Origin of the sequence: Thalassospira xiamenensis M-5 = DSM 17429 (assembly GCF_000300235.2) — a bacterium.
Taxonomy (GTDB): domain Bacteria; phylum Pseudomonadota; class Alphaproteobacteria; order Rhodospirillales; family Thalassospiraceae; genus Thalassospira; species Thalassospira xiamenensis.
In genome coordinates, this window is sequence record NZ_CP004388.1 from 1,398,428 (window position 1) to 1,422,495 (window position 24,068).

Consider the following 24,068-nt stretch of genomic DNA (forward strand, 5'->3'; position numbering starts at 1 on the left):
GGGGTGGGCATTGGCCCGTCAATGGAATGAAACTGCACCTGATTTCCCATATGATCAATTCGATCAAGGTGATAGTATTCATGCATGAGTATCGATGAATTGGACCTTGATTATCGTTTGCTGCGGCTTTTCCTGACCATCTATGACGAGGGATCCGTAACAGCCGCGGCCAATCGCCTTGGCGTCGGGCAACCCACCGTCAGCCACGGGCTGGATCGGTTGCGCCAGATTGTCGGCGATCCGCTTTTTGTCCGGTCGGGCCGGGGGATCACGCCAACCGCCCATGCCGATGAAATGGCCGGGCGGGTGCGCATCCTGTTGCAGGATTTGCGCAACCTTGCCCGTGTTGATGCCTTTGATCCGAACGATCCGAACCAATCCGCGCGCTTTGTGATCGGTACCAATGATTACGAGGTCGCGGTGATCATGCCCGAACTGTTTCGCATCATTCGCGGATATGCCGCCGATATCCGGCTTCGGATTTTGCCGATCCATGGTGATGTAAACGTGATCGACCGGTTGCGAAGCGGTCAGCTTGATCTGGCGATTGGCCTGCATATGACTGAAAATGTCGGCGATATCGCGCAACAGACCCTGTTTCGCGAACATATGGCGTGCTTTTACGATGCCGATTGCCATGATGTGCCACCCGATACGCTCGATCAATATTGCGCCGTGCCCCATGCGCGCGTGATCATCGGCAATAACGAGCATTCGGCGGTGGACGAGATGCTCGATGCCTGCGGACGCAAACGCCGCACGGTTTTGCAGGCATCGACCTTTGCCAGCATCGCCAGCCTGATCCGCGGGACGGACGTGATCGCATCGCTGCCCTCGCGGCTTGAACGCGATGTCATGACGGGCTTTGCCAAATGCACCTTCCCGCTTGATTTCCCTGAATACAGCTTTGCCCAGTCCTGGCATGTGCGCAACGCCGCCAGCGCCCCGCATAAATGGCTGCGCGGCGAGATTTTCAGGGTAACGCGAAAGCTGGTTTAACCTACCGCGGCTCCCTTAATCCTGATCCCGCCAACCCATCGTTCGCCGGTATAAAGTTCCATGAAATTCCGGGTGCCGGAAAGGATTTCGTGGCCGGTTTCAGTCAGTGACAATATCTGTTCGGGCCAGGGCGTGTGCGGTTGATTGTCGGCGAAGTCAAAAAGCGGTGAGCTGGTTTGCTTCATATCGGCCAGAATTTCCCGGAACATCAGATCGCCCAGAAACGGTAGCGGTTCGTAAGACAGCATGAGATGACCAAAAACCTTGCCGGCCGGAAGCGGACCGAAATCGGCAAGGATTTGCAGGGTCAGTTCCTGCGTCAGGCCAAGACCGTTTCCGGGATCGGGCAATTCGCGCAGATGGCGGTCAAGGGCTGCGATCATGCAGGGGATCGGCGATTGGCCGTTATCGATTATGGCGCGCAGCGCATCGGGCTTTGAGGCACGGATCGCGGGCCAGACCGTTTGACCGCATTCCAGCATGGCATCCGAAACCGGTGCACGGGCATTTTCCCAGCACCAGATCAGCAATTCGGGCGAAAGCTGACCTAGGCCGATGAAACGCTCGACCCCGGGCACCCGATCCACACAGATCAGATCAAGCCGGGTTTGCGGGCGAAGGTTCGCGATGAAATCAAGCAGGAAGACGAGGATCAGCTGATCGTAGCTGTCATGTTCAAACCACAGCACGACATGATCATAATCGCCCAGTGTCGCAAGACCGGCATATTCGCGTTGCAGGCGCGAAAGTGCATCGGGAAAATCAATGCGATAGGATGATGCGATAAAACGCGCCCGGGTTTCGATGAAGTCGGGCAGGGGCACATCCGGCACCGGCCCCTGACAGAAGGGATCGGAAAATTCCATGAAAGCACCGGCAAACCCGGCCAGTTTCAGGCAATGCGAAATATCCGAGCCACAGCGCAGATGTAGGGTTTCCGCCGTATCAAGCTTTGGCAGGCGGCCCGATGCGATCTGGCGCTGATGTTCGGTAATCCGGTCGATATGGGATTTCAGTTTCGGCCAGCTGGCAAAACCGTTTTCGCGCGCAATGACAAGCTGGCTATCGGCCAGTTGCAGATCATCAATGCTTTTGCCGGGCAGGTGGGTGCTAATGCGGGTTTGGGCATCGCCCTGTTGGGCGCGGGCGGATTTCAGCAGTTCCTTGGCGCGCTTGCGCTGCTGCTCAAGGTTAAGGCGGCCGTCAAAGATTCCGGATTTCGATGTGCGCGAAGCAGACATACGATTCCCCTGTGCTTAAGCCTGTGTCCGCCAGACAGGCAAGGAAACCGTGTGGTTCATATGTCGATTAGACCGGGCGCAGCCCTTTCCGCGGACGGGGTGCTTTGGGAAGCAAGGGCACCATAGCATTGCGGGCTTTCCGGTTCAAAATAAATGAACCGGAAAGCCCTGAATAAACAGAAGGAAACAGGATCAGGGCTGGGGAAGCTGATCGACAATCACGACCCTGCTGTCGCAATCCATCAGTTTGGCAAGCTTCGATAAACGCTGTTCAACGACTTCACCGTTAAGTGCCGCGAAGTCCCTGTGCATCTGAAGTGTAAGCGTCTTGTCTTCATGAACAAGCGCCGTACCGGGAAGGATGCCTTCAACACCCCCCGAAAGGGTATGGCCAAGGCGGATGGCGTGACCGTAAAGGCGGCCAATCGCACGCGTGTCTTCGTCAAGCAGACGGTCGCTTGACTCGTCACCCTTGAAATTGCCGGTATAGCGTGACCCGATGGTATAAGCGAGGAACACCCGGTCATGATGGTTCAGATCAAGATAGGGGTGATGCAGGATGCGGTTATAGCTCTGGATCGCGCGGTAATCGGGGTGTTCGCTCCATCCAACGTCGCCGATGATGCAGGCGGCAAGGCGCAGACGGCCAAGATTCCCAGGCTGATCGCGGAAAATCGGTGCCGACCAGCGATACAGTTCTTCACCATGCTGATGGAACCTTTCGCCATCTTCGGCAAAGCTGAGACAGGCATCAAGCAATGGATCACGTTCGCGCAATTCATCGGGCAGGGCTTCGTACATCCAGCCTTCGCGAAGCCCGTGACTGGAAAACACGACCTCCTTGGCCTGCATGCGTTCAAGCAGCAGGTTCATGACAAGCCCCGCATGAGGCAGGCTATCAATACGGCGTTTGGAAACACCGCCCACCTTGTCAAGCGACACGCGGCTCTGCTGGGATATGATATGCGTCAGTTCGGCGATTTCGGCACGTGGCATGGTCAGGTTATGCACCACCGAAATCGGATAATTTTCCTGGGCGATATAAAGCTTGGCAATCGAACGCCACGAACCACCAACCGCAATCAATGGCTTGCCCGCTCCTTCATGCAGCCAGTCGATGCTTTCAAGGTGGGTTTTGACTTCGGCTTCCAGACGGGCACGGTCCGAACCAAATACCGCATGCAGGCGCATGGCACCCAACGGAACGCTGACGCGTTTTTTGATCTCGCCTTCATCAAGCAATACCAGTTCCAGCGACCCGCCACCGATATCACCAACAATGCCGGTTGCGCGCCGATCCCCCGAAATCACGCCAAGGGCGGAAAGGCGGGCTTCTTCAAGGCCGTCAATGACCTTGACGGTCAGGCCGGTCTCGGCAAGGACCCGATCACAAAAAGCCTGTCCGTCGCTGGCGGCACGGACAGCCGCGGTCGCCAGGATGTCGACCCGTGTGACCTTCATCGCGCGGAGCAACCGGGCAAAACGCCGCAGGGCGGCGGTTGCCATTTCAACACCTTCGGGGTTGAGACGGCCGGTGTTTTCGGGGTCGCGCCCCAGACCGCACATCACCTTTTCGTTAAAAATCGGGGCCGGTGCGCGTGTCATGCCATCAAACACAACAAGACGCACCGAGTTCGAGCCAACATCAATGATGGCGATACGGTTGGAAACCCTTTGGTCAGTCAGCATGCGGTTGGTTGAACCTGCCTGTTTTCTTAGTCATCAAGCTGCAGCACGGGGACATTTGGATCTTCCTCGCTAAGCGCGCTGCCACGGCCCGAAAGTGACGGGTTGGTCATGAAATACTGGTGAGAGGAGAAAGCATTTTCATCGGCTTCGCACCGCTCGTAAGTCCCGTCGGGCTGCAGGTACCAAGCCTGCGCCGTATCTTTCAGATTTGCAATCATGATCTGTTCGACAATCTGGCGCTGGCAGGTGGGGTTTTCCACCGGGACCAGTGTTTCGACACGACGGTTAAGGTTGCGCGGCATCCAGTCGGCAGATGAAATAAACGCCTTGGCCTTGCGCGACGGCAGTTTTGCGCCGTTTGCAAAGACGACAATGCGCGAATGTTCAAGGAACCGACCGACGATGGATTTGACCCGAATATTTTCCGATAACCCCGGCACACCGGGCCGCAAACAGCAGATGCCGCGCACGACCAGTTCGATATGAACCCCGCACTGGCTGGCGCGATAAAGCGCGTCAATCACCACCGGATCAACAAGGCTGTTCATCTTGGCCCAGATGCCCGCCGGTTTGCCCGCCTGACAGTTTTCGATCTCCTGATCGATATGGGCAAGCAGGGTCGGGCGAAGCGTATGCGGCGCGATGGCAATCTTTTCAAGCGACCGCGGGGTGGCATAACCGGTCATGAAATTAAAGATGCTGGCCGCGTCACGACCCAATGCCGGATCGCACGAGAAGAACGAAATATCGGTATAGAATTTCGCAGTGATCGGGTGATAGTTGCCGGTCCCGAAATGGACATAGGTCCGAAGCCCGTGGCTTTCGCGCCTGACCACCAGTGACACCTTGGCATGCGTTTTCCAGTCAAGGAAGCCATAGACCACCTGACAACCGGCACGTTCAAGATCGGCCGCCCAGCGCAGGTTGGCTTCCTCGTCAAAGCGGGCCTTGAGCTCCACCATCGCCGTTACCGATTTGCCCGCTTCGGCAGCCGCAATCAGGGCCTTGACGATCGGGCTGTTTTCCGATGTGCGATAAAGGGTCTGCTTGATGGTGACGACTTCGGGGTCACGCGCAGCCTGCAACAGGAACTGCACGACGACGTCGAAATCCTCGAACGGGTGGTGAACCACCAGATCCTTTTTGCTGATCGCGGCAAAGCAATCGCCGCCAAAGTCGCGCACCCGTTCGGGATAACGCGCGCCATAGGGCGGGAACAGTAGATCATGATGCAGATCGGAATCGATCAGCTGTTTGACATCGACAAGCCCGACAAGCCCGTCGACCTTGACGACTTCTTCGGGGGCGACAGAAAGTTCGTCGACCACGAAATCCAGAAGGTCTTCTGGCATCTCGGCATTGACTTTAAGCCGGATGATGCTGCCGCGGCGACGACGCTTCAGCGCGGTCTTGAAAACGCGCACGAGATCTTCGGCTTCTTCTTCGATTTCAACGTCCGAGTCACGGATAACGCGGAACAGGCCGTGTTCGATCATGTCGAAACCGGGGAACAGCTTGTTAAGGTAAAGGACAATCGCCTGTTCCAGCGGCAGATACCGTTCGGTCCGGCCCGGCATGCGCAGGAAACGGCCGATTTTCGGCGGCACCGGGATCAGCCCGCGCATGTTGTGACCATCCGCCGGGTCAAACAGCTGCATGACGATCGCAAAGCCAAGGTTCGGAATGAACGGGAAGGGATGGGATGGATCAATGGCAAGCGGCGTTAAGGTCGGGAAGATTTCGCGCATGAAATAGCCGTCAAGCCATTTGCGGTCGGTCTGGGTCAAATCATCCGGTCTGATCACCGAAATCCCGTGCTTGTCCATCTCGCTGCTAAGCTGCTGCCAGATGCGCTGCTGATCCTGCATCAACTGGCTGGCATCATAGGTGATGGCGCGCAGCTGCTCGGACGGGCTCATGCCATCCTGGCTGACCTTGGTCATGCCCGCACGCAGCTGCCCGACAAGACCTGCGACGCGAACCATATAGAATTCGTCAAGGTTGCTGGCGGAAATCGACAGGAAACGCAGGCGTTCCAGCAACGGGTGACGTTTGTTTTGTGCCTCTTCAAGGACGCGGCCGTTAAAGGCCAGCCACGAAAGTTCGCGGTTTATAAAGCGCTTGTCCGAATCAAGTGTGATGGCGCTTGATTGAATAACGGCGGCGTGGGTCACGCTGTGCCTCCTGCGAAAGTGGGTTTGTGTCCTTGAAATAAAGCGACAGGTCCCGGTTGCGATTGGAGTATAGGATAACTGCTTGTCGGGGTGCAATTTTCTTAAATTTTTAAGTCAGTTTTCTTGGTGGCTTCACAGCGCCCGATGTGGCATGCAAAAGTCTGCTTTCCTTAAGATCACCGGATACCCGATTTTATGAAGACATTGCTTCTGCTCAGGCATGCAAAATCAAGCTGGACCGATCCGTCCCGATCCGATCACGACCGGGAACTGAACCGGCGCGGCGAAAAGGCGGCCCCGGTGATGGGGCGCTATTTGCATGAACAGGGGCTGGTGCCCGATCTGATCTGGTGTTCAACCGCCGAACGTGCGGTCCAGACATTAACCCTGCTGGGGCGCGATTTTGCCAGTGCATCCGACGTGATCTACAGCGAAGACCTTTATATGGCGAACGAGGCCGTGCTGCTTGAAAGCCTTGGGCACACCCATGACGAGGCCCGCTGTGTAATGATGATCGGCCATAATCCGGGACTTGCCGATTTCGCCGCCCGGCTGTTTGGCGAGGGCGATGGCGAGGCATTGCTGGAAATGAACCGTAAATATCCGACCTGCGGGCTTTGCCAGTATGAATTTGATGTTGATCATTGGGCGGACGTTCGGTTTGAGGCCGGGCGCCTGATTCGCTTTGTAAAGGTCAAGGATTTGCAGGGGATCGGTGCGCCGCCGACCTGAAATTCCGGCCCGCAATGCAGACCATTGCGACGGGCACTTGACGGCGGGGCTTTGGCAGCGTTTTATACCGCAGAATTTCAAGCGCCGCGTCGCGCAAACAGACAGATCACCCGATTTAAGCCCCCCGAATTGACCGGGGTGGCTGGATTGCGGTGCTTTTTTGTTTGACAGCGCGGTGCAGCCATGCACCTTTGCGCCAAATTTGTGGCCCAAAATACGAAGCATACAAAGCAACCTGGAAAGACCATGCATCCTTATCGTTCACACAATTGTAATGCGTTGCGCGCCTCTGACGCCGATGCGGAAGTGCGCCTGTCCGGCTGGATCCACCGCAAGCGCGACCACGGCAACCTTCTGTTTGTCGATTTGCGCGACCATTACGGCATCACCCAGATCGTGATCGATATTTCAAGCCCGCTTTTCGCGGTTCTTGAAAAGTCGCGCGCCGAAAGTGTGATCACGGTGGACGGCAAGGTCGTCAAACGTACCGCCGAAACCGTCAACCCGAACCTGCCGACCGGCGAGATCGAGGTTTATGCATCGAACATCGAAGTCCAGTCGTCGGCCGACGTGCTGCCGATGCCGGTCTTTGGCGATGCCGAATATGGCGAGGAAATCCGCCTGCGTCACCGTTACCTTGATCTGCGTCGCGAAAGTGTTCATTCGAACATCGTTCTGCGCTCGCGCGTGATTTCGGCGATGCGTCAGAAAATGACCGCACAGGGATTTTTGGAAATCCAGACCCCGATCCTGACGGCAAGCTCGCCGGAAGGTGCGCGTGACTTCTTGGTGCCGTCGCGCATGCATCCGGGCAAATTTTATGCCCTGCCGCAGGCCCCCCAGCAGTTCAAACAGCTACTGATGGTTTCGGGCTTTGACCGTTATTTCCAGATCGCACCGTGCTTCCGCGATGAAGACGCCCGTGCCGACCGCTCCCCGGGCGAGTTCTATCAGCTCGACTTCGAGATGGCCTTTGCCACCCAGGACGATGTGTTTGATGCGATTGAGCCGGTTCTTCATGACATCTTCGTCGAATTCGGCGGTGGTCGTGATGTAACACCGCTTCCGTTCCCGCGCATTCCGTTTGATGAATCGATGGCGAAATACGGCTCGGACAAACCCGACCTTCGCAACCCGATCATCCTGTCTGACGTGACCGAAGCCTTCCGCGGTTCGAATTTCGGCATCTTTGCCTCGAACATCGAAAAGGGTTCGGTGGTTCGCGCCATTCCGGCACCGGGGGCCGCTGGCCGCCCGCGCAGCTTCTTTGACAAGCTCAATGCCTGGGCCCGCGAAGAAGGGGCGGCAGGTCTTGGTTACATCGTTTACGATGAAAACGGCGAAGCCAAAGGCCCGATTGCCAAGAACCTCGATGCCGAACGCATCGCAAAGATCAAGGAAGTGACTGGTGTTGCGAATGGCGATGCGGTCTTCTTTGCCTGTGACAAGGAACTGGCAGCAGCCAAATTTGCCGGCAAGTCGCGCGACAAGGTTTGCGATGAACTGGGCCTTCGCGAAGACGGCATGTTCAAATTCTGCTGGATCGTTGATTTCCCGATGTACGAGGAAGACGACGACGGCAAGATCGAATTCAGCCACAACCCGTTCTCGATGCCGCAAGGCGGTCTTGAAGCCCTTGAAACCATGAACCCGCTTGATATCAAGGCGTGGCAGTATGACATCGTGTGTAACGGTATCGAACTGTCGTCCGGTGCCATTCGTAACCACCGCCCGGACATCATGTACAAGGCGTTCGAGATTGCCGGTTATGGCAAGGAAGTCGTTGATGACCGCTTTGGCGGCATGATCAACGCGTTCAAATTCGGCGCACCGCCGCACGGTGGTTCTGCCCCGGGTGTGGACCGTATTGTGATGCTTCTGGCTGACGAGCCGAACATTCGCGAAGTCATTGCCTTCCCGCTGAACCAGCAGGCGCAGGATCTGATGATGAATGCCCCGGCCGAGGTCGATGACCGCCAGCTTAAAGAATTGCATCTGCGGGTGCAGCTTCCGCCGAAAATCAAAAAAGACTGATTGCTGTCTTTTGATGACGATAAAAACGGTCCGGAAATTTCCGGGCCGTTTTTGTTTGTCTATTGACCTTCGATGCTTACGTAATCTTAACCCGCCGTAATCCACATTCAGGGTGGAACAATTTATATCCTGCGGGGGATTACGGTTTGAAAAAGATACTTGTGGTGGTGGCACCGTTGGCTTTGGCGGCGTGCGGTGGTCCGGTCGAACTGACCGTTGCCAAGCTGGCCGGCGATCTGATCAGCTATGTGACCACGGGCAAAAGCACCACCGATCATGCGGTTTCAGCGGTTGCCGAGCGCGATTGCGCCCTGCATCGCCCGCTATTTGAAGAAGACGTCTGCCGCGATAATGTCGTGCTCGATGATGCGGTTGCGCTGGCCGAACCGGGCGCACCATCGGTGAAACAGAAAATCCGCGACGCCGAACCTGCAATTTATGCCGTTAACGCACCCGGCGAAGACTGGTCAAATCCCAAAGCCGGTGCCCGCACATCGGCCGTGATTGTCCAAACCGATCTGCCGCCGCGCGCAACCTCCCATGCCGAAGCGACCGTTGTTCCGCAAACAGCCCCGGTCGAAATCGCCAGCGCACAGGCGCAGTTCACCCCCGATCATGACCGTACCCCGCTTCGCAACGAAGGTCCCCTTGATCCGCAGGGCGAAGCCGATGCCGCGGTTGCCGGATATGTCGCCCCGCCAAAGCCGGTCGCACCTGTTGCCAAAACCCAAACCGCCGCCCTGACCGATACCGGCATCATGAACGACGAGGTCAGCGTGATCGCGCCGGAAAACGCCGGGCAGGACAAGCTTGTTGCAGTGCCGCTGCCGGGAGACTATGTAATACTGGCAAGCTTTGCCGATCAGCTGCGCGCGCAAAATGCCCTGTCGCTTTACCGTGAATATCAGCCGCGCCTGATCAGTGCGACGGTTGCGGGCCGCGAATATCTTCGTGTTGCTGTTGGTCCGCTTTCGCATGAGCATGCAAAAGATTTACGCCATCTTGCTGCCAAAAAGGGTGTCAAAGATCCCTGGATTGTCGGGATCGACGCTGCCGGAGAATAGAGTTGCCAGTTATTACGGTTTGTCCTGAAAATCGACAGCGTTCCGTCTTCGGGGCGCTGATCTTTTGTGTTGCCCTGGCGGGATGTTCCGCGCAGGCAGGGCAATCCTTTGCCGCCGGTCCGGGCGGTTTTGACCCGGCCCATGTGCGCAAGGCGGCTGATATACAGGCCGAACTGGTGCCGCATGTGGCGGAATACCGGTTTTCGATGGTGTCATCGGATGTCGGCAGCTCCGTTGTCGGTGTGCGCGGTGCGCTGGGTTACCGGTTTGAAAAGGTTTGTGATGGCTGGATCACCGAGATGCAGCATCTGATGGTTCTGCAAGGGGCCGAGGGCGGTTCGATCAATTCCGCCTATTCGATGACCCAGTGGGAAAACTTTGACGGATCGAAATACCGCTTCCGCATGCGTGATTATCTCGACGGTGTACAGGTCGACGAGGTTGTTGGCGATGCGGTGCGTGACAAGGACAAGGTTCTTGTGACCTACGAAGTCCCGGTCGAAGTGACCGAGGAACTGCCGGCCGATACCATGTTCCCGACCCAGCATTCCCTAACCCTGCTGAAGCGCGCGCTTCAGGGGGATAAATTTGCCAATGATCTGGTGTTTGATGGCAGTGGCGATACACCGACCAACCGGATTGCCGCGGTGATTTCGGCAGCCAGACCATCGCAGAACACGGCCGAAGATGCCGATGGTATCGCAAATCGGCCCTATCACAGCCTTAACCTGGCCTATTACCCGCTTGGCAATGCCGAAAACGGCCCGTCGACCGAGATTGCGGTTGATTTCGGTGAAAACGGTGTTGCCCAGGAACTGCGGATGAATTACGGCAGTTTCCGCGTGCGCGGCGACCTTCAGAAAGTCACGCGGCTTGCTGCCCCCGAATGCGGTTAGGCACAAACCGGATTATTGCCGCAATAACGGCCCGATAACGCAAAAAAGCCTGCCGGATGTCCGACAGGCTTTTTTGTGGGGGAAGTTCCATAAAGTCTTAGGCGGCGACGGCGCTGCTGTCGTCGCGGCAATACAGACCATAAAGTGTCTTGATGACGGTGACGGCTTCATCGCCTTGCAGCGAATAAAAGATCGTCTGTGCCTCGCGCCGGGTTTTAACCAGCTTGTCCCGCCGCAATCTTGCAAGATGCTGTGACAGGGCGGACTGGCTCAGTCCGACAATGCGTTCAAGTTCACCGACCGATTTTTCGCCATCGTTAAGCTGGCAAAGAATCATAAGTCTGCTCTGATTGCTCATGGCCTTCAGAAGCGCGCTGGCTTGCTCGGCCTTTTTTTCGAGATGGGTAAGTTCCATTTGGCTCCCTTTAGCCTGGCCATATTCGGCTTTTGTCCCAACTGGGGCATCGGGTGTATCACATTCGTGGTGATAATCTCCGATGGGATGTCCCCGATTTTTTCCAACCAACGAGGTCTTTGTGCCTCAAACCCATTAATGAAATTCAAGAATGGGAAGATTCCTATTCTCAAGTATAACATCAAACTGTCAAGACACTCTTTGTCTTGTGGACAGAGATTATGGCGATATTTCGTTCTGAGTCACCGTGTATACAATAGACAGTTCATACAGGGTCTTAATCTGTCATTCAGTTTGAAAACTTGCAGTATTTGTCTGATTCATGATGATCTAGAACAAAGCAGCAGATAACGTCGGCTGGCACGATGAAACAATAATAACCAAGGTCGCCGCCCGTAAGGCAAGGTGACCGGCAAAAATCAAACTTGTCTGACTGGCATCTATTCAGGAAGGTATCCGCAAAACATGGCGACATTATTTGTCACGCATCAAAGCTGTATCGACCACGATACGGGGCCGGGCCACCCGGAACAGTCTGATCGTCTTCGCGTGATCCAGCGGGTGCTTGAAGCCGAAGAATTCATGTTCCTGCACCGGGAAGAAGCCCCAAAGGCCGATCTTGATCTGATCAAAAAGGTGCATGACCCTGCCTATGTCGACCGGGTCATGGCCGCGATCCCGCAAAGCGGATATGAATCCCTTGATGGCGATACCTATGTTTCACCCGCCTCGGGCGAGGCGGCATTGCGCGCGGTTGGCGGTGTCTGCGTCGCGGTCGATGCGGTCTTGGCCGGCCATGAACGCAATGCCTTTGTCGGCGTACGCCCGCCGGGACATCATGCGGAATATGACCGGGCGATGGGGTTCTGCCTGTTTAACAATGTGGCGGTCGGTGCGCGTCATGCCCGCGATGCCCATGGCATCAAACGTGTGGCGGTGATGGATTTTGACGTTCATCACGGCAATGGCACACAGGATCTTTTCTATAACGATCCCGACCTGTTTTACTGTTCAACCCATCAATGGCCGCTTTATCCCGGCACCGGTGCCCCCGATGAACGCGGATGCGCCAATAACATCCTCAATGTCGGGCTGTCGGCCGGGGCGGGAACGGCGGAAATGAAACACGCCTTCGAACAATCGGTTTTACCCGGCATTGCCGCCTTCAAACCGGAATTGCTGATCATTTCGGCTGGCTTCGATGCGCATCGCAATGATCCGTTGGCGGGACTTTCATTCATTGAAAGCGACTTTGCCTGGATTACCGAACATCTTCTCGCCCTCGCGGGCGAGGTTTGCGATAACCGCGTCGTCTCGGTGCTTGAAGGCGGCTATGACCTGCCATCGCTGGCAAGTTCGGTTCAGGCCCATGTGCGAACCCTGATGACCTCTTGAGTTTATTCAATAAAGGTTTGCTGAGCCTGTTGCTTCTGCTCACGGTGCGATTTAATCGAATGCCCGATAATAATCGTCACCGGCACCCACAATATGTACCACAATTCACCAGGAGATTTGGAGACTTGGGCAAGATCGGTTAATCCACCGATAATGGGTACACATAGCAAGCCAAGATGAAATGCCTTTGTGGTTCTATCTTCTGTATTCCAAGCGGCCCAAGCGAGCTGCGCAAACAATGCCAGAAGAAGAAATAGCCCTATTGCGCCACCAAAAAATGCCGATGACACGTATATGCTATGGGGAAATTTCTGTTCAATCGCTCCAAAGGTATTCAGGCTTGCCAGGCCATTACCAATGATTGGAGCATCCTGAATATATTTCCATGCATCCATCCATATTTCAAAACGCCATGGATTTCTGGAAAGTGATTGAATGGCATGTTGTTGGATTTCGTCGCTAAGCAGGAAAATTGAAACAATCGAGAATAGTATTCCGGCGGTGCATCTTCGCACAACTTTTCCAGAAAAAATGGAAAAGATGATGCCGATGCAAAATAGCGTCAGAAATGGCCCTCTGCTTTGTGTGAGTATTACGAAGAATACGCAGAAAAGGCAGACGGTTGCGTAGAATATCTTGTATTTCTTTTCTGTTGATATTTGAGATTGATAAAATGATATGCAAAAACCTGTCAGTATAACTAAGCTACCGAGTATTGGGTGCCTAGTTTCTGCCCACCCTGTCAATCTATCATTCAATGTGTGAGTGTCTATCGCGTAAAATAAAACAATAGATATCAATATATTTAACAGGACAGCATAAGGTAGTGCCTTGAAAAGGAAGTCTTTCCATCGGGTGCATTTTGAGAAGAAGTATGTTGCTGTGAATAAAAATATAAGGTTAACTAATGACCTTGATATGTATTTTTTCACGTTGAATTCTGGTTGGTTTACTCCCCACGATATCGTGAGAAGAAACCATAGTATTAATATAGCGCTGGTAATTAATATTTTGTTTTTAAATAGACCGAATAGTTCTTTTTTTTCTTTGAATATTATTATCGTGAATGTCGGGGCTATGATCGCGTAAAATATTATTGCCCATGTTGGTGTGGGGTGAATTAGGTATCCTGATATTATGAATATGGAAAATGATACTGGAAATACATATTTTTCAATAGTGTTCATTGTATGTCTTCTTGATTATGTCGTCCGCGACATTCTTTTCGTTGAATTTTCTATGGTATTCGCGCCAAGAGCGTTCGGCAATATTTTGCCTCTCTTGATCGTTGTCGATAAAATGAGATATTTTTGCAATAAGCTCATCTTTATCTGAGAAAAAGGCCATCTGATCTTCTTGGAAATCGTCATTCAAGCCCGTGGCTCTGTCTACAAACGTTAAAATTCCGTTTCCGACAGTCTGGGAAATTCTGTCAGATGAATATCGATAGGCGTCATTTCTGCGGCTGAAGTTTAAACTCATCGAAGTTTTACTTAGATAATGATCATATTCTTCGCATGTTATGCGAGGGCTTGTATAGCCAGGAAATGACGTTCTTATTCTTGAGCTGGACTTTGCGATATCATCCAAAAGATCCTGAACAATATAATCTTCTCCACAAATATTGCGGACCTCGTTAGGGGTTCCTATTGCCATCCCGAAGTCAAAAGCCAGTTCTTCTCGCGAACATTTAAAGTTCTGGTGACGTTCAATGCTCATGTCGACCGGATTAGGCATGAAATAAGCGCGATACTTTCCCTCGGACAATTTGGCCAATAAAGGCCCATCCGTTGAGCAGAAGGTTGCATCAACAAGGTCGATCTTGCTTTTAATGCGCCCGACATTATCTGAGGAGAATAACGGATCAACATTCCATTGAGCTATTTTGACACTTGGCAGCTTTTCTTTGATTTTTTCCAAAGTCTTGCGGGTTATCATGTCTGCGTGACCGAATACAATCATATCCGGCTCGAATTTCTCTGCCACCTCAAGCAATTTTTTATTCAATTGCGGAATGCCAAATTTTCGACTTTTGAATATATTTAAAAGTCTGGCTAAGTCTCGATCCCCAAATGGTAAAACATTGTGCCCCAGGCGCGTAAAGCCATTGGTGATCTTGTAAGGTATGCCGTAATAGCCGGGTACCTTGGGCGTTAAGCTGTAATTTGTGACATGCAATATGCGCAAACGGGAAATATCAAGCAATTTGTGTACTCTGAATCAGTTTTAACTGTGCCATGTTCTCAATGTTCTTGGAAGTTAAAAGATATTCAGGATTTGGCAAACCCTTTATGGCCATCGTTTCGTTATAACTTTATCTATTCGTAGAGCGGCACTTGTTTCTGAAAAATAGCTGCATGCTCTTAGTATGCATACCCCTTGTTACTGGGCAAGTCACCGCGTAAACTCCGCGCCAATCAAATCAATGGAGCAGATATGTCCACGCCAACCCCATCCACCACGATCCCCGATGATATCGCCAAACTCAGCTTTGAAGAGGCCCTCGGCCAGCTTGAAAGCCTCGTGCGGCAGCTCGAACAGGGGCAGGTGGGGCTTGATGATGCCATTGCATCCTATGAACGCGGTGCGGCGCTGAAACGTCATTGTGCCGATAAACTGCGCGCTGCCGAAGAACGCATCGAGAAAATTACCCTCGGTGCCGATGGCCGTCCGAACGCAACCCCGACTGAAATCGAATAATTCTCGCGGAGAATATGGTGAGTTACGACCTGCTTGCTGAGCTGAGTACTGCTTCTGCTGACCTTGGCGAAACGCTTGATGGCATTCTGCCGCGTCCCAATGGCCAGATCGAGCAACGCCTGTTTCAGGCGATGCGTTATTCAACCCTGGGCGAAGGCAAACGCCTGCGTCCGTTTCTGGTGCTAAGCTCCGCCGGATTGTTCCGGGTATCGCGCCAATGCGCCTTGCGAGTCGCCGCTGCGGTTGAAATGGTGCACAGCTATTCGCTGATCCATGATGATCTTCCGGCCATGGATGACGATGACCTTCGCCGTGGCAAGCCAAGCTGCCACAAGCAGTTTGACGAGGCGACCGCCATTCTGGCCGGTGACGCATTGTTGACGCAGGCCTTCGAAGTGCTGGCCGATGAAAGCACCCATCCCGATCCGCGTGTCTGCACCGATCTTGTCCGCGCCCTTGCCCGTGCGGCCGGGCCGTACGGCATGGTTGGCGGTCAGATGATCGATCTCGCGGGCGAGGGGCAAAGCCTTGATCAGGCACAGGTCACCCATTTGCATCTGCTGAAAACCGGCCGGATGTTTGCCTTTGCCTGCGAAGCCGGGGCGATTCTGGGCAAGGCCCCCAAAAGCATGCGCATGGCCTTGCGGTCCTACGCCCATGACATGGGGCTGGCCTTCCAGATCAAGGACGACCTTCTCGATGTGGAATCCAGCAGCGCCGAACTCGGCAAAACGGCCGGCAAGGATATCGATCAGGATAAATCGACCTATGTGAAGCTTCTGGGCCTTGAACAGGCCCGCGAGCAGGCAACCATGCTGTGCAATCAGGCGATCAATCACCTGAACTGCTTTGACGGCGAAGCCGAACCGCTGCGCGAAATGGCACGTTTCGTGATCGAACGCGGGCGTTAAGGCCAGTCCCCCTGTCATGAGCCAGCAAACCAGATATACAGCCGGTTTTCGTGACCGGCTGTTTGACAAGGACCCGTTTCCGCTGGCGATCTGGTATCCGTCGCATGCCGCCGAAGGCTCCGTGCGTCATATGGGTGTCACGTCAACCGCGGCCCGCGATGCGGATTTCGCCGATGACGGGCCCTATCCGCTGGTGATGTTTTCGCACGGCTCCGAAGGGCACCGCTTCAATCAGTTCTGGCTGGCGGAATATCTTGCACGGCGCGGTTATATCGTCGCCGCCCCGCAGCATCATGGCGACAATTACCTTGATCCGTCCGATGCGCGGCAATTGACGATCATCGAACGTCGCCCGCGCGAAATGCGCTTGGCTCTTGATCTGTTGCTGGATCATGACGGCATTGCTGCTCACATTGATACGGATCGTATTTACGCGCTCGGCCATTCGGCGGGCGGGGCGACGGTGCTGAAAATGGCGGGCTGGCAGTTTGATGCCTCTGCCTGGCAAAGCTATTGCGCGCTCAATGCCGATCAGGACCGCGTGATTTGCCAGCATGTACCGGGGGATGACATGGTCGATGAGTTGCATGATCGTTATGGCGGCCCGGTTGTTTCCGCGCGCGATGACCGGATTGCCGGCGTGATTGCCGTAACCCCGGCCTTTGGCGTTGCGGCGACCGGTGCGGGCTTTGCCGATGTCACGGTGCCGATGCTGTTTATCGAGGCCGATACCGATGAAATCCTGCCCGAAACCGCCAATGCCGCGCATTTTCGCACCCTTTTGCGCGGGCGGGCGAAGTTTGTTAAGGTCAAGGGGGCCGGGCACTATTCATTCCTGCCGCCCTGCACGCCCTATATCGCGGAAAATTTCGGCTATTTATGCCGGGATTTCGGGCGCGAACGTGTTGATATTCACCGCACTGTTGAACAGGTGGTGCTGAAGTTCCTAAGTGACATCAAATCAGGTGATTTTCAGGGTCGCTAATTACAGCGAAGCTGTTTATTTTACGCTGCTTGCAATAGGGCTTAGGAAACGTCACCCTGTTGGTTTGACGACTATATAAAAAACGCCACACAAAACTGAAAATCGAGATCGGTATGAGCACGACCTCCAAGACCCCGCTTCTGGACACGATTAAAATCCCGGCTGACTTGCGTAGCCTTCAGCCCGCGCAGATGAAGCAGGTCGCAGATGAATTGCGCGCCGAGGTGATTGATGCCGTGTCCGTCACCGGCGGGCATCTGGGGGCCGGGCTTGGCGTGGTCGAACTGACCGTGGCGATCCATTACCTGTTTGATACCCCTGATGACCGGCTGATCTGGGATGTCGGGCATCAATGCTATCCGCATAAAATCCTGACCGGGCGGCGTGATCGTATCCGCACGCTTCGTCAGGGCGGCGGGCTTTCGGGCTTTACCAAGCGGTCCGAGTCCGAATATGACCCGTTCGGTGCCGGGCACAGCTCGACCTCGATCTCGGCCGGGCTTGGCATGGCGGTTGCCAACCAGCTTTCCGATGATAAACGCAAAAACGTCATTGCCGTGATCGGCGATGGCTCCATGAGTGCCGGCATGGCCTACGAGGCGATGAACAATGCCGCCGCCGCCGATCAGCGCATGATTGTGATCTTGAACGATAACGACATGTCGATTGCCCCGCCGGTGGGCTCCATGTCGGGCTATCTGTCACGCCTGATTTCGGGCAAGGGCTATCAGGGCCTGCGCAATGCGGCCAAGGGCCTGACCAAACATCTGCCGCGCCAGATCGAAGAAGCCGCCCGCAAGATCGAGGAATATACCCGCGGCATGGTGACCGGCGGGACCCTGTTTGAAGAAATGGGTTTCTTCTATGTCGGCCCGATTGATGGGCATAATCTGGATCACCTTCTGCCGGTGCTTAAAAACGTCCGCGACGCGGATGTCGATGGCCCGATCCTTGTTCATGTCGTGACCCAGAAGGGCAAGGGCTATGGCCCGGCCGAAAATGCCGCCGACAAATATCACGGTGTCGCCAAATTCGACGTCGTCACCGGCAAGCAGGCCAAGGCCACACCCAATGCCCCATCCTACACCAAGGTTTACGGCGAAACGCTGACCAAGCTTGCCGAAACCGATGACAAGATCACCGCGATCACGGCCGCCATGCCGTCGGGCACCGGGGTTAATATCTTTGCCGAACGGTTCCCCGATCGTGCCTTTGACGTCGGCATCGCCGAACAGCATGCCGTGACCTTTGCCGCCGGGATGGCGTGCGAGGGATACAAACCGTTTTGCACGCTATATTCGACCTTCCTGCAACGCGCCTATGATCAGGTGGTGCATGATGTCGTGATCCAGAACCTGCCGGTCCGTTTCGCGATGGACCGTGCCGGGCTTGTCGGGGCGGATGGCGCGACCCATGCCGGGGCCTATGACATTGCCTATCTTGGCTGTTTGCCCAATATCGTTCTGATGGCGGCGGCGGACGAGGCCGAACTTGTCCATATGACCACGACCGCATGGGCGATTGATGACCGGCCCAGCGCGTTCCGCTATCCGAGGGGCGAGGGTGTCGGCGTTGAAATGCCGGCCGAGGGCAAGGTTCTTGAAATCGGCAAGGGCCGCATCCTGCGCGAAGGTGGCAAGATCGCCATCCTGTCCTACGGCACCCGCCTGGCAGAGGCGATGCTGGCCGCCGAAGACCTTGCCGCACGCGGCCTTCCGGCAACGGTTGCCGATGCCCGCTTTGCCAAGCCGCTTGATCATGCGCTGATCGCCGATCTGGCCCGCAACCACGAAGTCCTGATCACGATTGAAGAGGGCTCCATCGGCGGCTTTGGCGCAATGGTGTTGCAGCATATGGCAGGGCAGGGATTGCTCGATCACGGGCTCAAAGTCCGCACCATGGCGCTGCCCGACGCCCTGATCGATCACGACAAGCCCGACATTCAATACGCCAAGGCGGGATTGGATGCGCAAAGCATCGTCAAAACCGCCCTTGGCGCGCTGGGTCTTTCCGAGGCCAAAGTGCGCGCCTGATCGTTCAGGCAAGACCGGTTAACGTAAAAACGCCGCCCTGAAAAAGGCGGCGTTTTCTTTGGTCCGTCCATCTGCCGGGATCAGAAATCCGCCGTCAGAGACAGCTTTGCCGTCAACGGCGTACCCATCGTCAGGTAACCCCCATTGGCCGATGCCCAGTAATCGCTATCCGTTACGTTTTCGATATTGGCACGGATGGTAACGGGATATTCGTGCACCTCGGTCGTGTACCGCGCGCCAAGGTCAAGGCGTGTCCATGACGGGATCGAAAGCGTGTTGGTCGCATTGACATATTGCGATGCCGTGTGAACCGCACGCGCATTGACCGTCGCACCTTTAAGGAACGGCAGGTCATATTCGATGCCAAGCTTGGCAACATAGTCGGGAATGCCGATGGGCGTGTGGCCGTCATTGGTGCCGTTCTGGGTATCGGTTAGTTCCGCATCATAAACCGTGATACCGCCCAGAATGCGGGTGCCGGTCACAGGTTCGCCAAAGACCTGGAATTCAACGCCGCGGTTCTGCTGCTCGCCGTCTGCGGCAAAGGTGTTGCTGGCATTTTTATAAGAAAACGGCTTGGAAATCTGGAACAGGGCCACGCTGCCGCCAAAGCTGCCGAAATCGGCCTTTGCCCCGATTTCATATTGTTCGGAGGTGTAAGGGGCCAGCTGTTCGCTCGGGTTGGTCAGGGTCGCATCACTTGCCGCACTGGCGGCTGTTTCGCCGGGCGACAGGGATTCCATATAGTTGGCATAAACCGACACCTGATCGGTCACATTGCCGACAATCCCGACCATTGGCGTATATTCGTCCGCGTCATAGTTGCTTGATTGTGCACCGCTGGTCAGATCGAACTGCTTGGTATTGACCGACTGACGGCGAATACCGCCCGTGACACTGACGCGGTCGTCAAGGAAGCTGACGGTATCGGCCAGAAAATAACTGGTCAGTTCGTTGATATTACGAAGCCCCGGATCACTCAGATTGCCTGATGGCGCTGCCAGCGCCGGATAGCCTGTGGGTGTCGGCCCGTAAATATTGCCGGTAAACGCCGAAGTTCTTGGCGAAAACGCCCAAGCCTGATGGCTTTTGTTCTGAAGGTAGGAAACCCCGGCATTCAGTTCATGCTTTACCACGCCGGTTTCAAATTTAACGCGCGCACCGGTCAGCGCACTATTGGTCGTATCTTCGCGAATGATGGTCGAACCGCCATAGGTCATGGTGCCATCAGTACCGGTAATTGTCGGCGTGGAATAAATCCCGGATTCTTCCATGTGGCGGGTGCCTGCGGCGGCATAGGCCATAAGATAGTCGTTCACATCATGTTCGACGCGGCCCTGGACAAAGCTGTCCTCAAGGTCGGCCCATGTCCCATCCGCATTATAGTTATGGCTGGCATCCGGGGCATCGGGGATGTTCGTAAGCGCGCTGTCGAGGTTTACCGATGTCCGCCCATGATCAATATTCTTTTCATTATGCCCGGCATCGACCGTGATGCGGGTATCATCGCCGCGATAATCGAATGACAGCGACCCGATCTGGCTGTTGCGGTCTTCGTCATCGATGGCGGTTTCACCGTCGCCATATTTCAGATTGGCGCGAATGCCGAACTGGTTATTTTTGCCAAAACGCCGACCGAAATCGACATGCCCGCCGGTCTGGCTGTTCATTTCATAGAATGTCGTGACACTGGTGATCGGATCATCTGTCGCGCGTTTGGGGATAAGGTTAATGCCGCCGCCAATGCCGCTGCCGCCCGGTGACATGCCGTTGATGAATGCAGATGCGCCTTTGACAACTTCGACCCGCTCATACATCGACATGTCGATCAACTGGCGCGGTGCCGTGCCATAAAGGCCGTCCAGCATCACATCATCACCGTCAAGAACGAAGCCGCGGATCATGAAGCGGTCACCCGATCCGCCATAGCTATAGGATGTCAGAACGCCCGGATCGTTATCAACCACATCGGCAAGTGTATCGGCCTGCTGGTTTTTGATCACTTCGCTGGTATAGCTGGTGATGCTGACCGGGATATCCAGATTGTCCTTGTTGCCCAAAACACCGGCCCGGCCACCCGTCGCGACCTGACCACCGGCATAGACCGGCGGGGTCGGATCGCCTGCCTGTGATGTGGCGTTGTCCTCTACCCGGATCGGGGCCAGCCTGATGGCATCGTCGGTTTCGGTCTGTGTGCTGTTTGTGCTGCTCTCCGTCGCGTCCTGCGCATGAGCGGGAAGGGCAACAACAGCAGACATGCTGACAGACGCCAGCAATAGGGTACTGAATGTATGACGTTTGAAGATCGGTGTGATCGGCATGAAAAAACCCCAAGGTCGAATTTCCCCGCCCCCCGGCGGGATCGATATGGGGTGCTGATTATCACTATTGATAATCAATCTCAATATAAATGATTATTATTATCAATATCGATGTAATTGTTCAGTTATTCAATCGCGGGGTGGATTGGCGCTGTTTGGCAAGCCGGGCATGGCCCGCTTAATCGGCATAAATCATTTTATGCGTCATGCCGCCATCAATACGGATGGTTTCGCCGGTCATGAAGCCTGATTGTTCATGATCCAGCAGGAAGGCGACCATCTTTGCGATATCATCAGGTGTTCCGATGCGGCCCGCCGGGTGTTGCTGGCGGTCGATGTCACGGTGTTGCGGTTCTTCACGGGCGGATGATTTCTGCCAGTCACCAACTTCGATCCAGCCCGGCGCAATGCCATTGACCCGCACCGCCCCCGAAAGGCTGACCGCCATGGCATGGGTCAAGGCAACCATGCCGCCCTTTGATGCGGCATAGGCTTCGGTATTGGGCTCGGACTGAAAGGCGCGGGTCGATGCGATATTGACAATCGCCCCACGGGTTTTGCGCAAATGCTGTGTCGCATGTTTGGCTGCCAGAAACGCCCCACCCAGATTGACATTGATCACCCGTTGCCAGTTTTCCCAATCCAGATGTTCGAACGATCCCGAATGCGGGTCGGCAATCCCGGCATTATTGACCAGCCCGTCAATACGCCCGAACCGGTCGACGGTCTGCTGAACCGCAATCGCCACATCATGTTCATTGGCAATGTCGCCCTTGAAAAACAGGGCACGTTCCTGCTGATCTTCGGAAAGGGCAGTGATGGCTTCATCCCCGGCATCCGCATCCAGATCAAACAGCATGACCTTCCACCCGGTGGACAGAAGATGCTGCGTTATGCCCAGTCCCAGGCCCTGCGCGGCACCGGTGACGAAGGCGACCTTGGGATCGGGGATGTTGTTCATGTGCTGCTTTGCCCGTATCAAGATGGAAGGAATTGGTGAATTTTATCAACGCATTGAAAATGGACCTGTTCCGGTCCGATGCAACGCATCAGCCGAAATTTAATCTTGTATCTCGTCTCCCGCCGTTTCCAGTTGATCAAGCAGCGCATGAACGAACCCCATTTGCCGACCGTCAAGCCCCCGGGCTCTGGCGGCATCCTGAAGGGCTTCGGTCGCTTCAAGATGCAGGCGGTAATGCCCGGGATTCTGATCAATCCGATCCATGCGTTGCCGTTCATCACCAAAAACCATGCTTTGGCAACGCGGCGCACTCGATGATGTAAAGGCCCGGCAGGTCAGGGGGCGAACGTCATAGATCGTGCATCTTTCATCTGCGCCTAGAAGCGGGCAGCGTGCGCGCACTTCGGATGTGGTCTTTGCCTGTTCAATGATCCGTGCTGCCTGGGTCAGACGTTCACGCAATGCCTGCTGTTCGTCTGGCGGAAACGTCTTGCGGATATGCTCGGCAATCAGGCTGGTGACACCGGGCGGCACCGCAACAAACAGGTGGCAGCACGCGCTGCATCCATCCCGGCAGTCGCAATGGGGTTGATGCGGAAAACTATCCCGAAGGCTTCGCGACGCCGCATCAACCAGCATTATGGCCGCCTGCGCGGCGTCAGTGATGGTCGGGGCCTGTTCAAGCACACGGGCCAGTTCGGCGCGAAAGCCCGGAAACATCTCCTCATATCGGCGCGATGCTTCCGCGGTCAGGGCACCGGTTCGGGAAATATCCCCCGTGATCCGGTCGATTGCGTCGTCAAGTTTTACCATGACCATGCGATTGCCTTTATCCCGATCCCTGTCCGCACACCGGACAGGCTGATACGAAACAGCCTGCTAGCCTTGTCCCATCATGATGGCTTTAGCACCATTTTCCAAGTACGCGGTTACAACCGGCGGTTCCCAAAAAAACTCTGCCAGAATTCCCAACCGGCAGGGTAGTCTGGTGATCCGTAAACCCGCCAAAAGATACGCTCCATCGGAACCGGTTCCGGGCCTTGGGCGGGCTTCGGGCCTCCGAACGGTGCGTTTGGCTCCTCGCCATAGGTTCCTCGCCGAACTGCTTCTCGCCCCTTTGGTCGTTCTGCCACTTCCCGCCACCCGATGAAACGCAACCTGCCGTGATCCTCCCATGCTGCCTCCGACGCGTGGTTCCGCCAAACTTTGCCGCGCTGGCTCCTTCGGCGGATGTCCCCCGTTTGACGAACACGGAAATCCAAACAGCCGACGGACTCCGGCCCGTCGCACCAGCCGCACCGGACCATTTGCTCCAACAGACCCACCTCCCGCCGCTGTTTGCCACCTGCTGCCCAATTCTGCCAGTCGCGGCCAAACGCTGCCGATCACAATTTCGCCGCCGCCTTGCCAACAAGGCGGACCTCTCCCGTCATGACTCATCATCAGCCACCGCTTGCCAGATGCTACCCGGCGCAGCCCAGCCGCTGCCGATCACAATTTTACCGGTTGCCTTGCCAG

19 protein-coding genes are annotated in these 24,068 nt (G+C 55.2%); 10 read left to right on the forward strand and 9 right to left on the reverse strand.

The window, feature by feature from the left end:
• The first annotated feature begins 84 nt into the window (after nt 1–84).
• A complete protein-coding gene (locus TH3_RS06570; protein WP_007090857.1) occupies nt 85–999 on the forward strand; it encodes a LysR family transcriptional regulator in 915 nt (304 codons plus the stop codon).
• On the opposite strand, the gene TH3_RS06575 is transcribed toward TH3_RS06570, so the two are convergent.
• The 3 genes from TH3_RS06575 to TH3_RS06585 form a co-directional block, all read right to left on the reverse strand.
• Complete coding sequence (locus tag TH3_RS06575; protein ID WP_007090858.1) at nt 996–2,240, reverse strand: DUF1835 domain-containing protein; 1,245 nt, start codon at nt 2,238–2,240, stop codon at nt 996–998. The genes TH3_RS06570 and TH3_RS06575 overlap by 4 nt on opposite strands.
• Nucleotides 2,241–2,432: 192 nt before the next feature.
• Nucleotides 2,433–3,929, reverse strand: a complete 1,497-nt coding sequence (gene ppx / locus TH3_RS06580) for an exopolyphosphatase (RefSeq protein WP_007090859.1) — start codon at nt 3,927–3,929, stop codon at nt 2,433–2,435.
• A 26-nt stretch (nt 3,930–3,955) separates the two neighbouring features.
• Entirely contained in the window at nt 3,956–6,103 is a 2,148-nt protein-coding gene (locus TH3_RS06585; RefSeq protein WP_007090860.1) for an RNA degradosome polyphosphate kinase, read from the reverse strand.
• A 195-nt stretch (nt 6,104–6,298) separates the two neighbouring features.
• Here TH3_RS06585 and TH3_RS06590 point away from each other — a divergent pair, with 195 nt between their 5' ends.
• From TH3_RS06590 to TH3_RS06605, 4 genes are all read left to right on the forward strand, one after another.
• Entirely contained in the window at nt 6,299–6,835 is a 537-nt protein-coding gene (locus TH3_RS06590; protein ID WP_007090861.1) for a SixA phosphatase family protein, read from the forward strand.
• 246 nt (nt 6,836–7,081) lie between these two features.
• On the forward strand, nt 7,082–8,869 hold the full coding sequence (gene aspS, locus TH3_RS06595; protein ID WP_007090862.1) for an aspartate--tRNA ligase: 1,788 nt from the start codon (nt 7,082–7,084) through the stop codon (nt 8,867–8,869).
• A gap of 146 nt (nt 8,870–9,015) precedes the next feature.
• Nucleotides 9,016–9,933: an SPOR domain-containing protein gene (locus TH3_RS06600; RefSeq protein ID WP_007090863.1), complete on the forward strand. Its 918-nt coding sequence runs from the start codon at nt 9,016–9,018 to the stop codon at nt 9,931–9,933.
• 2 nt (nt 9,934–9,935) lie between these two features.
• A complete protein-coding gene (locus TH3_RS06605; protein ID WP_007090864.1) occupies nt 9,936–10,829 on the forward strand; it encodes an EipB family protein in 894 nt (297 codons plus the stop codon).
• 97 nt (nt 10,830–10,926) lie between these two features.
• Here the strand turns inward: TH3_RS06605 and TH3_RS06610 are convergent, their stop codons facing one another.
• A complete protein-coding gene (locus tag TH3_RS06610) occupies nt 10,927–11,244 on the reverse strand; it encodes an ArsR/SmtB family transcription factor (RefSeq protein WP_007090865.1) in 318 nt (105 codons plus the stop codon).
• A 465-nt stretch (nt 11,245–11,709) separates the two neighbouring features.
• On the opposite strand from TH3_RS06610, the gene TH3_RS06615 reads away from it, so the two are divergent.
• Nucleotides 11,710–12,639 (forward strand): histone deacetylase family protein, encoded by a 930-nt coding sequence (locus tag TH3_RS06615; protein ID WP_007090866.1) that lies wholly within the window; start codon nt 11,710–11,712, stop codon nt 12,637–12,639.
• Nucleotides 12,640–12,641: 2 nt separating this feature from the next.
• Here TH3_RS06615 and TH3_RS06620 read toward each other — a convergent pair whose 3' ends face one another.
• Both TH3_RS06620 and TH3_RS06625 read right to left on the reverse strand, forming a co-directional pair.
• Entirely contained in the window at nt 12,642–13,826 is a 1,185-nt protein-coding gene (locus TH3_RS06620) for an O-antigen ligase family protein (protein WP_007090867.1), read from the reverse strand.
• The gene (locus TH3_RS06625) at nt 13,813–14,844 is read right to left on the reverse strand and encodes a glycosyltransferase family protein (RefSeq protein ID WP_007090868.1); all 1,032 of its coding nucleotides are present in this window, start codon (nt 14,842–14,844) and stop codon (nt 13,813–13,815) included. Before TH3_RS06625 ends, TH3_RS06620 begins: the two co-directional genes overlap by 14 nt.
• Before the next feature lie 231 nt (nt 14,845–15,075).
• Between TH3_RS06625 and TH3_RS06630 the strand changes: the two genes are divergently transcribed.
• The 4 genes from TH3_RS06630 (at nt 15,076) to dxs (ending at nt 19,268) form a co-directional block, all read left to right on the forward strand.
• Nucleotides 15,076–15,339, forward strand: a complete 264-nt coding sequence (locus TH3_RS06630) for an exodeoxyribonuclease VII small subunit (protein WP_007090869.1) — start codon at nt 15,076–15,078, stop codon at nt 15,337–15,339.
• Between the two features lie 14 nt (nt 15,340–15,353).
• Nucleotides 15,354–16,250: a polyprenyl synthetase family protein gene (locus TH3_RS06635; RefSeq protein WP_007090870.1), complete on the forward strand. Its 897-nt coding sequence runs from the start codon at nt 15,354–15,356 to the stop codon at nt 16,248–16,250.
• A gap of 16 nt (nt 16,251–16,266) precedes the next feature.
• Nucleotides 16,267–17,235: an alpha/beta hydrolase family protein gene (locus TH3_RS06640; protein WP_007090871.1), complete on the forward strand. Its 969-nt coding sequence runs from the start codon at nt 16,267–16,269 to the stop codon at nt 17,233–17,235.
• Nucleotides 17,236–17,348: 113 nt separating this feature from the next.
• Nucleotides 17,349–19,268, forward strand: coding sequence for a 1-deoxy-D-xylulose-5-phosphate synthase (gene dxs / locus TH3_RS06645; protein WP_007090872.1), 1,920 nt, complete (start codon nt 17,349–17,351; stop codon nt 19,266–19,268).
• Nucleotides 19,269–19,348: 80 nt separating this feature from the next.
• On the opposite strand, the gene TH3_RS06650 is transcribed toward dxs, so the two are convergent.
• The 3 genes from TH3_RS06650 to TH3_RS06660 form a co-directional block, all read right to left on the reverse strand.
• Nucleotides 19,349–21,589, reverse strand: coding sequence for a TonB-dependent receptor (locus tag TH3_RS06650; RefSeq protein WP_007090873.1), 2,241 nt, complete (start codon nt 21,587–21,589; stop codon nt 19,349–19,351).
• Nucleotides 21,590–21,767: 178 nt separating this feature from the next.
• A complete protein-coding gene (locus tag TH3_RS06655; protein WP_007090874.1) occupies nt 21,768–22,550 on the reverse strand; it encodes a glucose 1-dehydrogenase in 783 nt (260 codons plus the stop codon).
• Nucleotides 22,551–22,649: 99 nt separating this feature from the next.
• Nucleotides 22,650–23,369 carry a YkgJ family cysteine cluster protein gene (locus TH3_RS06660; RefSeq protein ID WP_007090875.1) on the reverse strand — a complete coding sequence of 240 codons (720 nt, stop codon included), beginning with the start codon at nt 23,367–23,369 and terminating at the stop codon, nt 22,650–22,652.
• Nucleotides 23,370–24,068 lie beyond the last annotated feature (699 nt).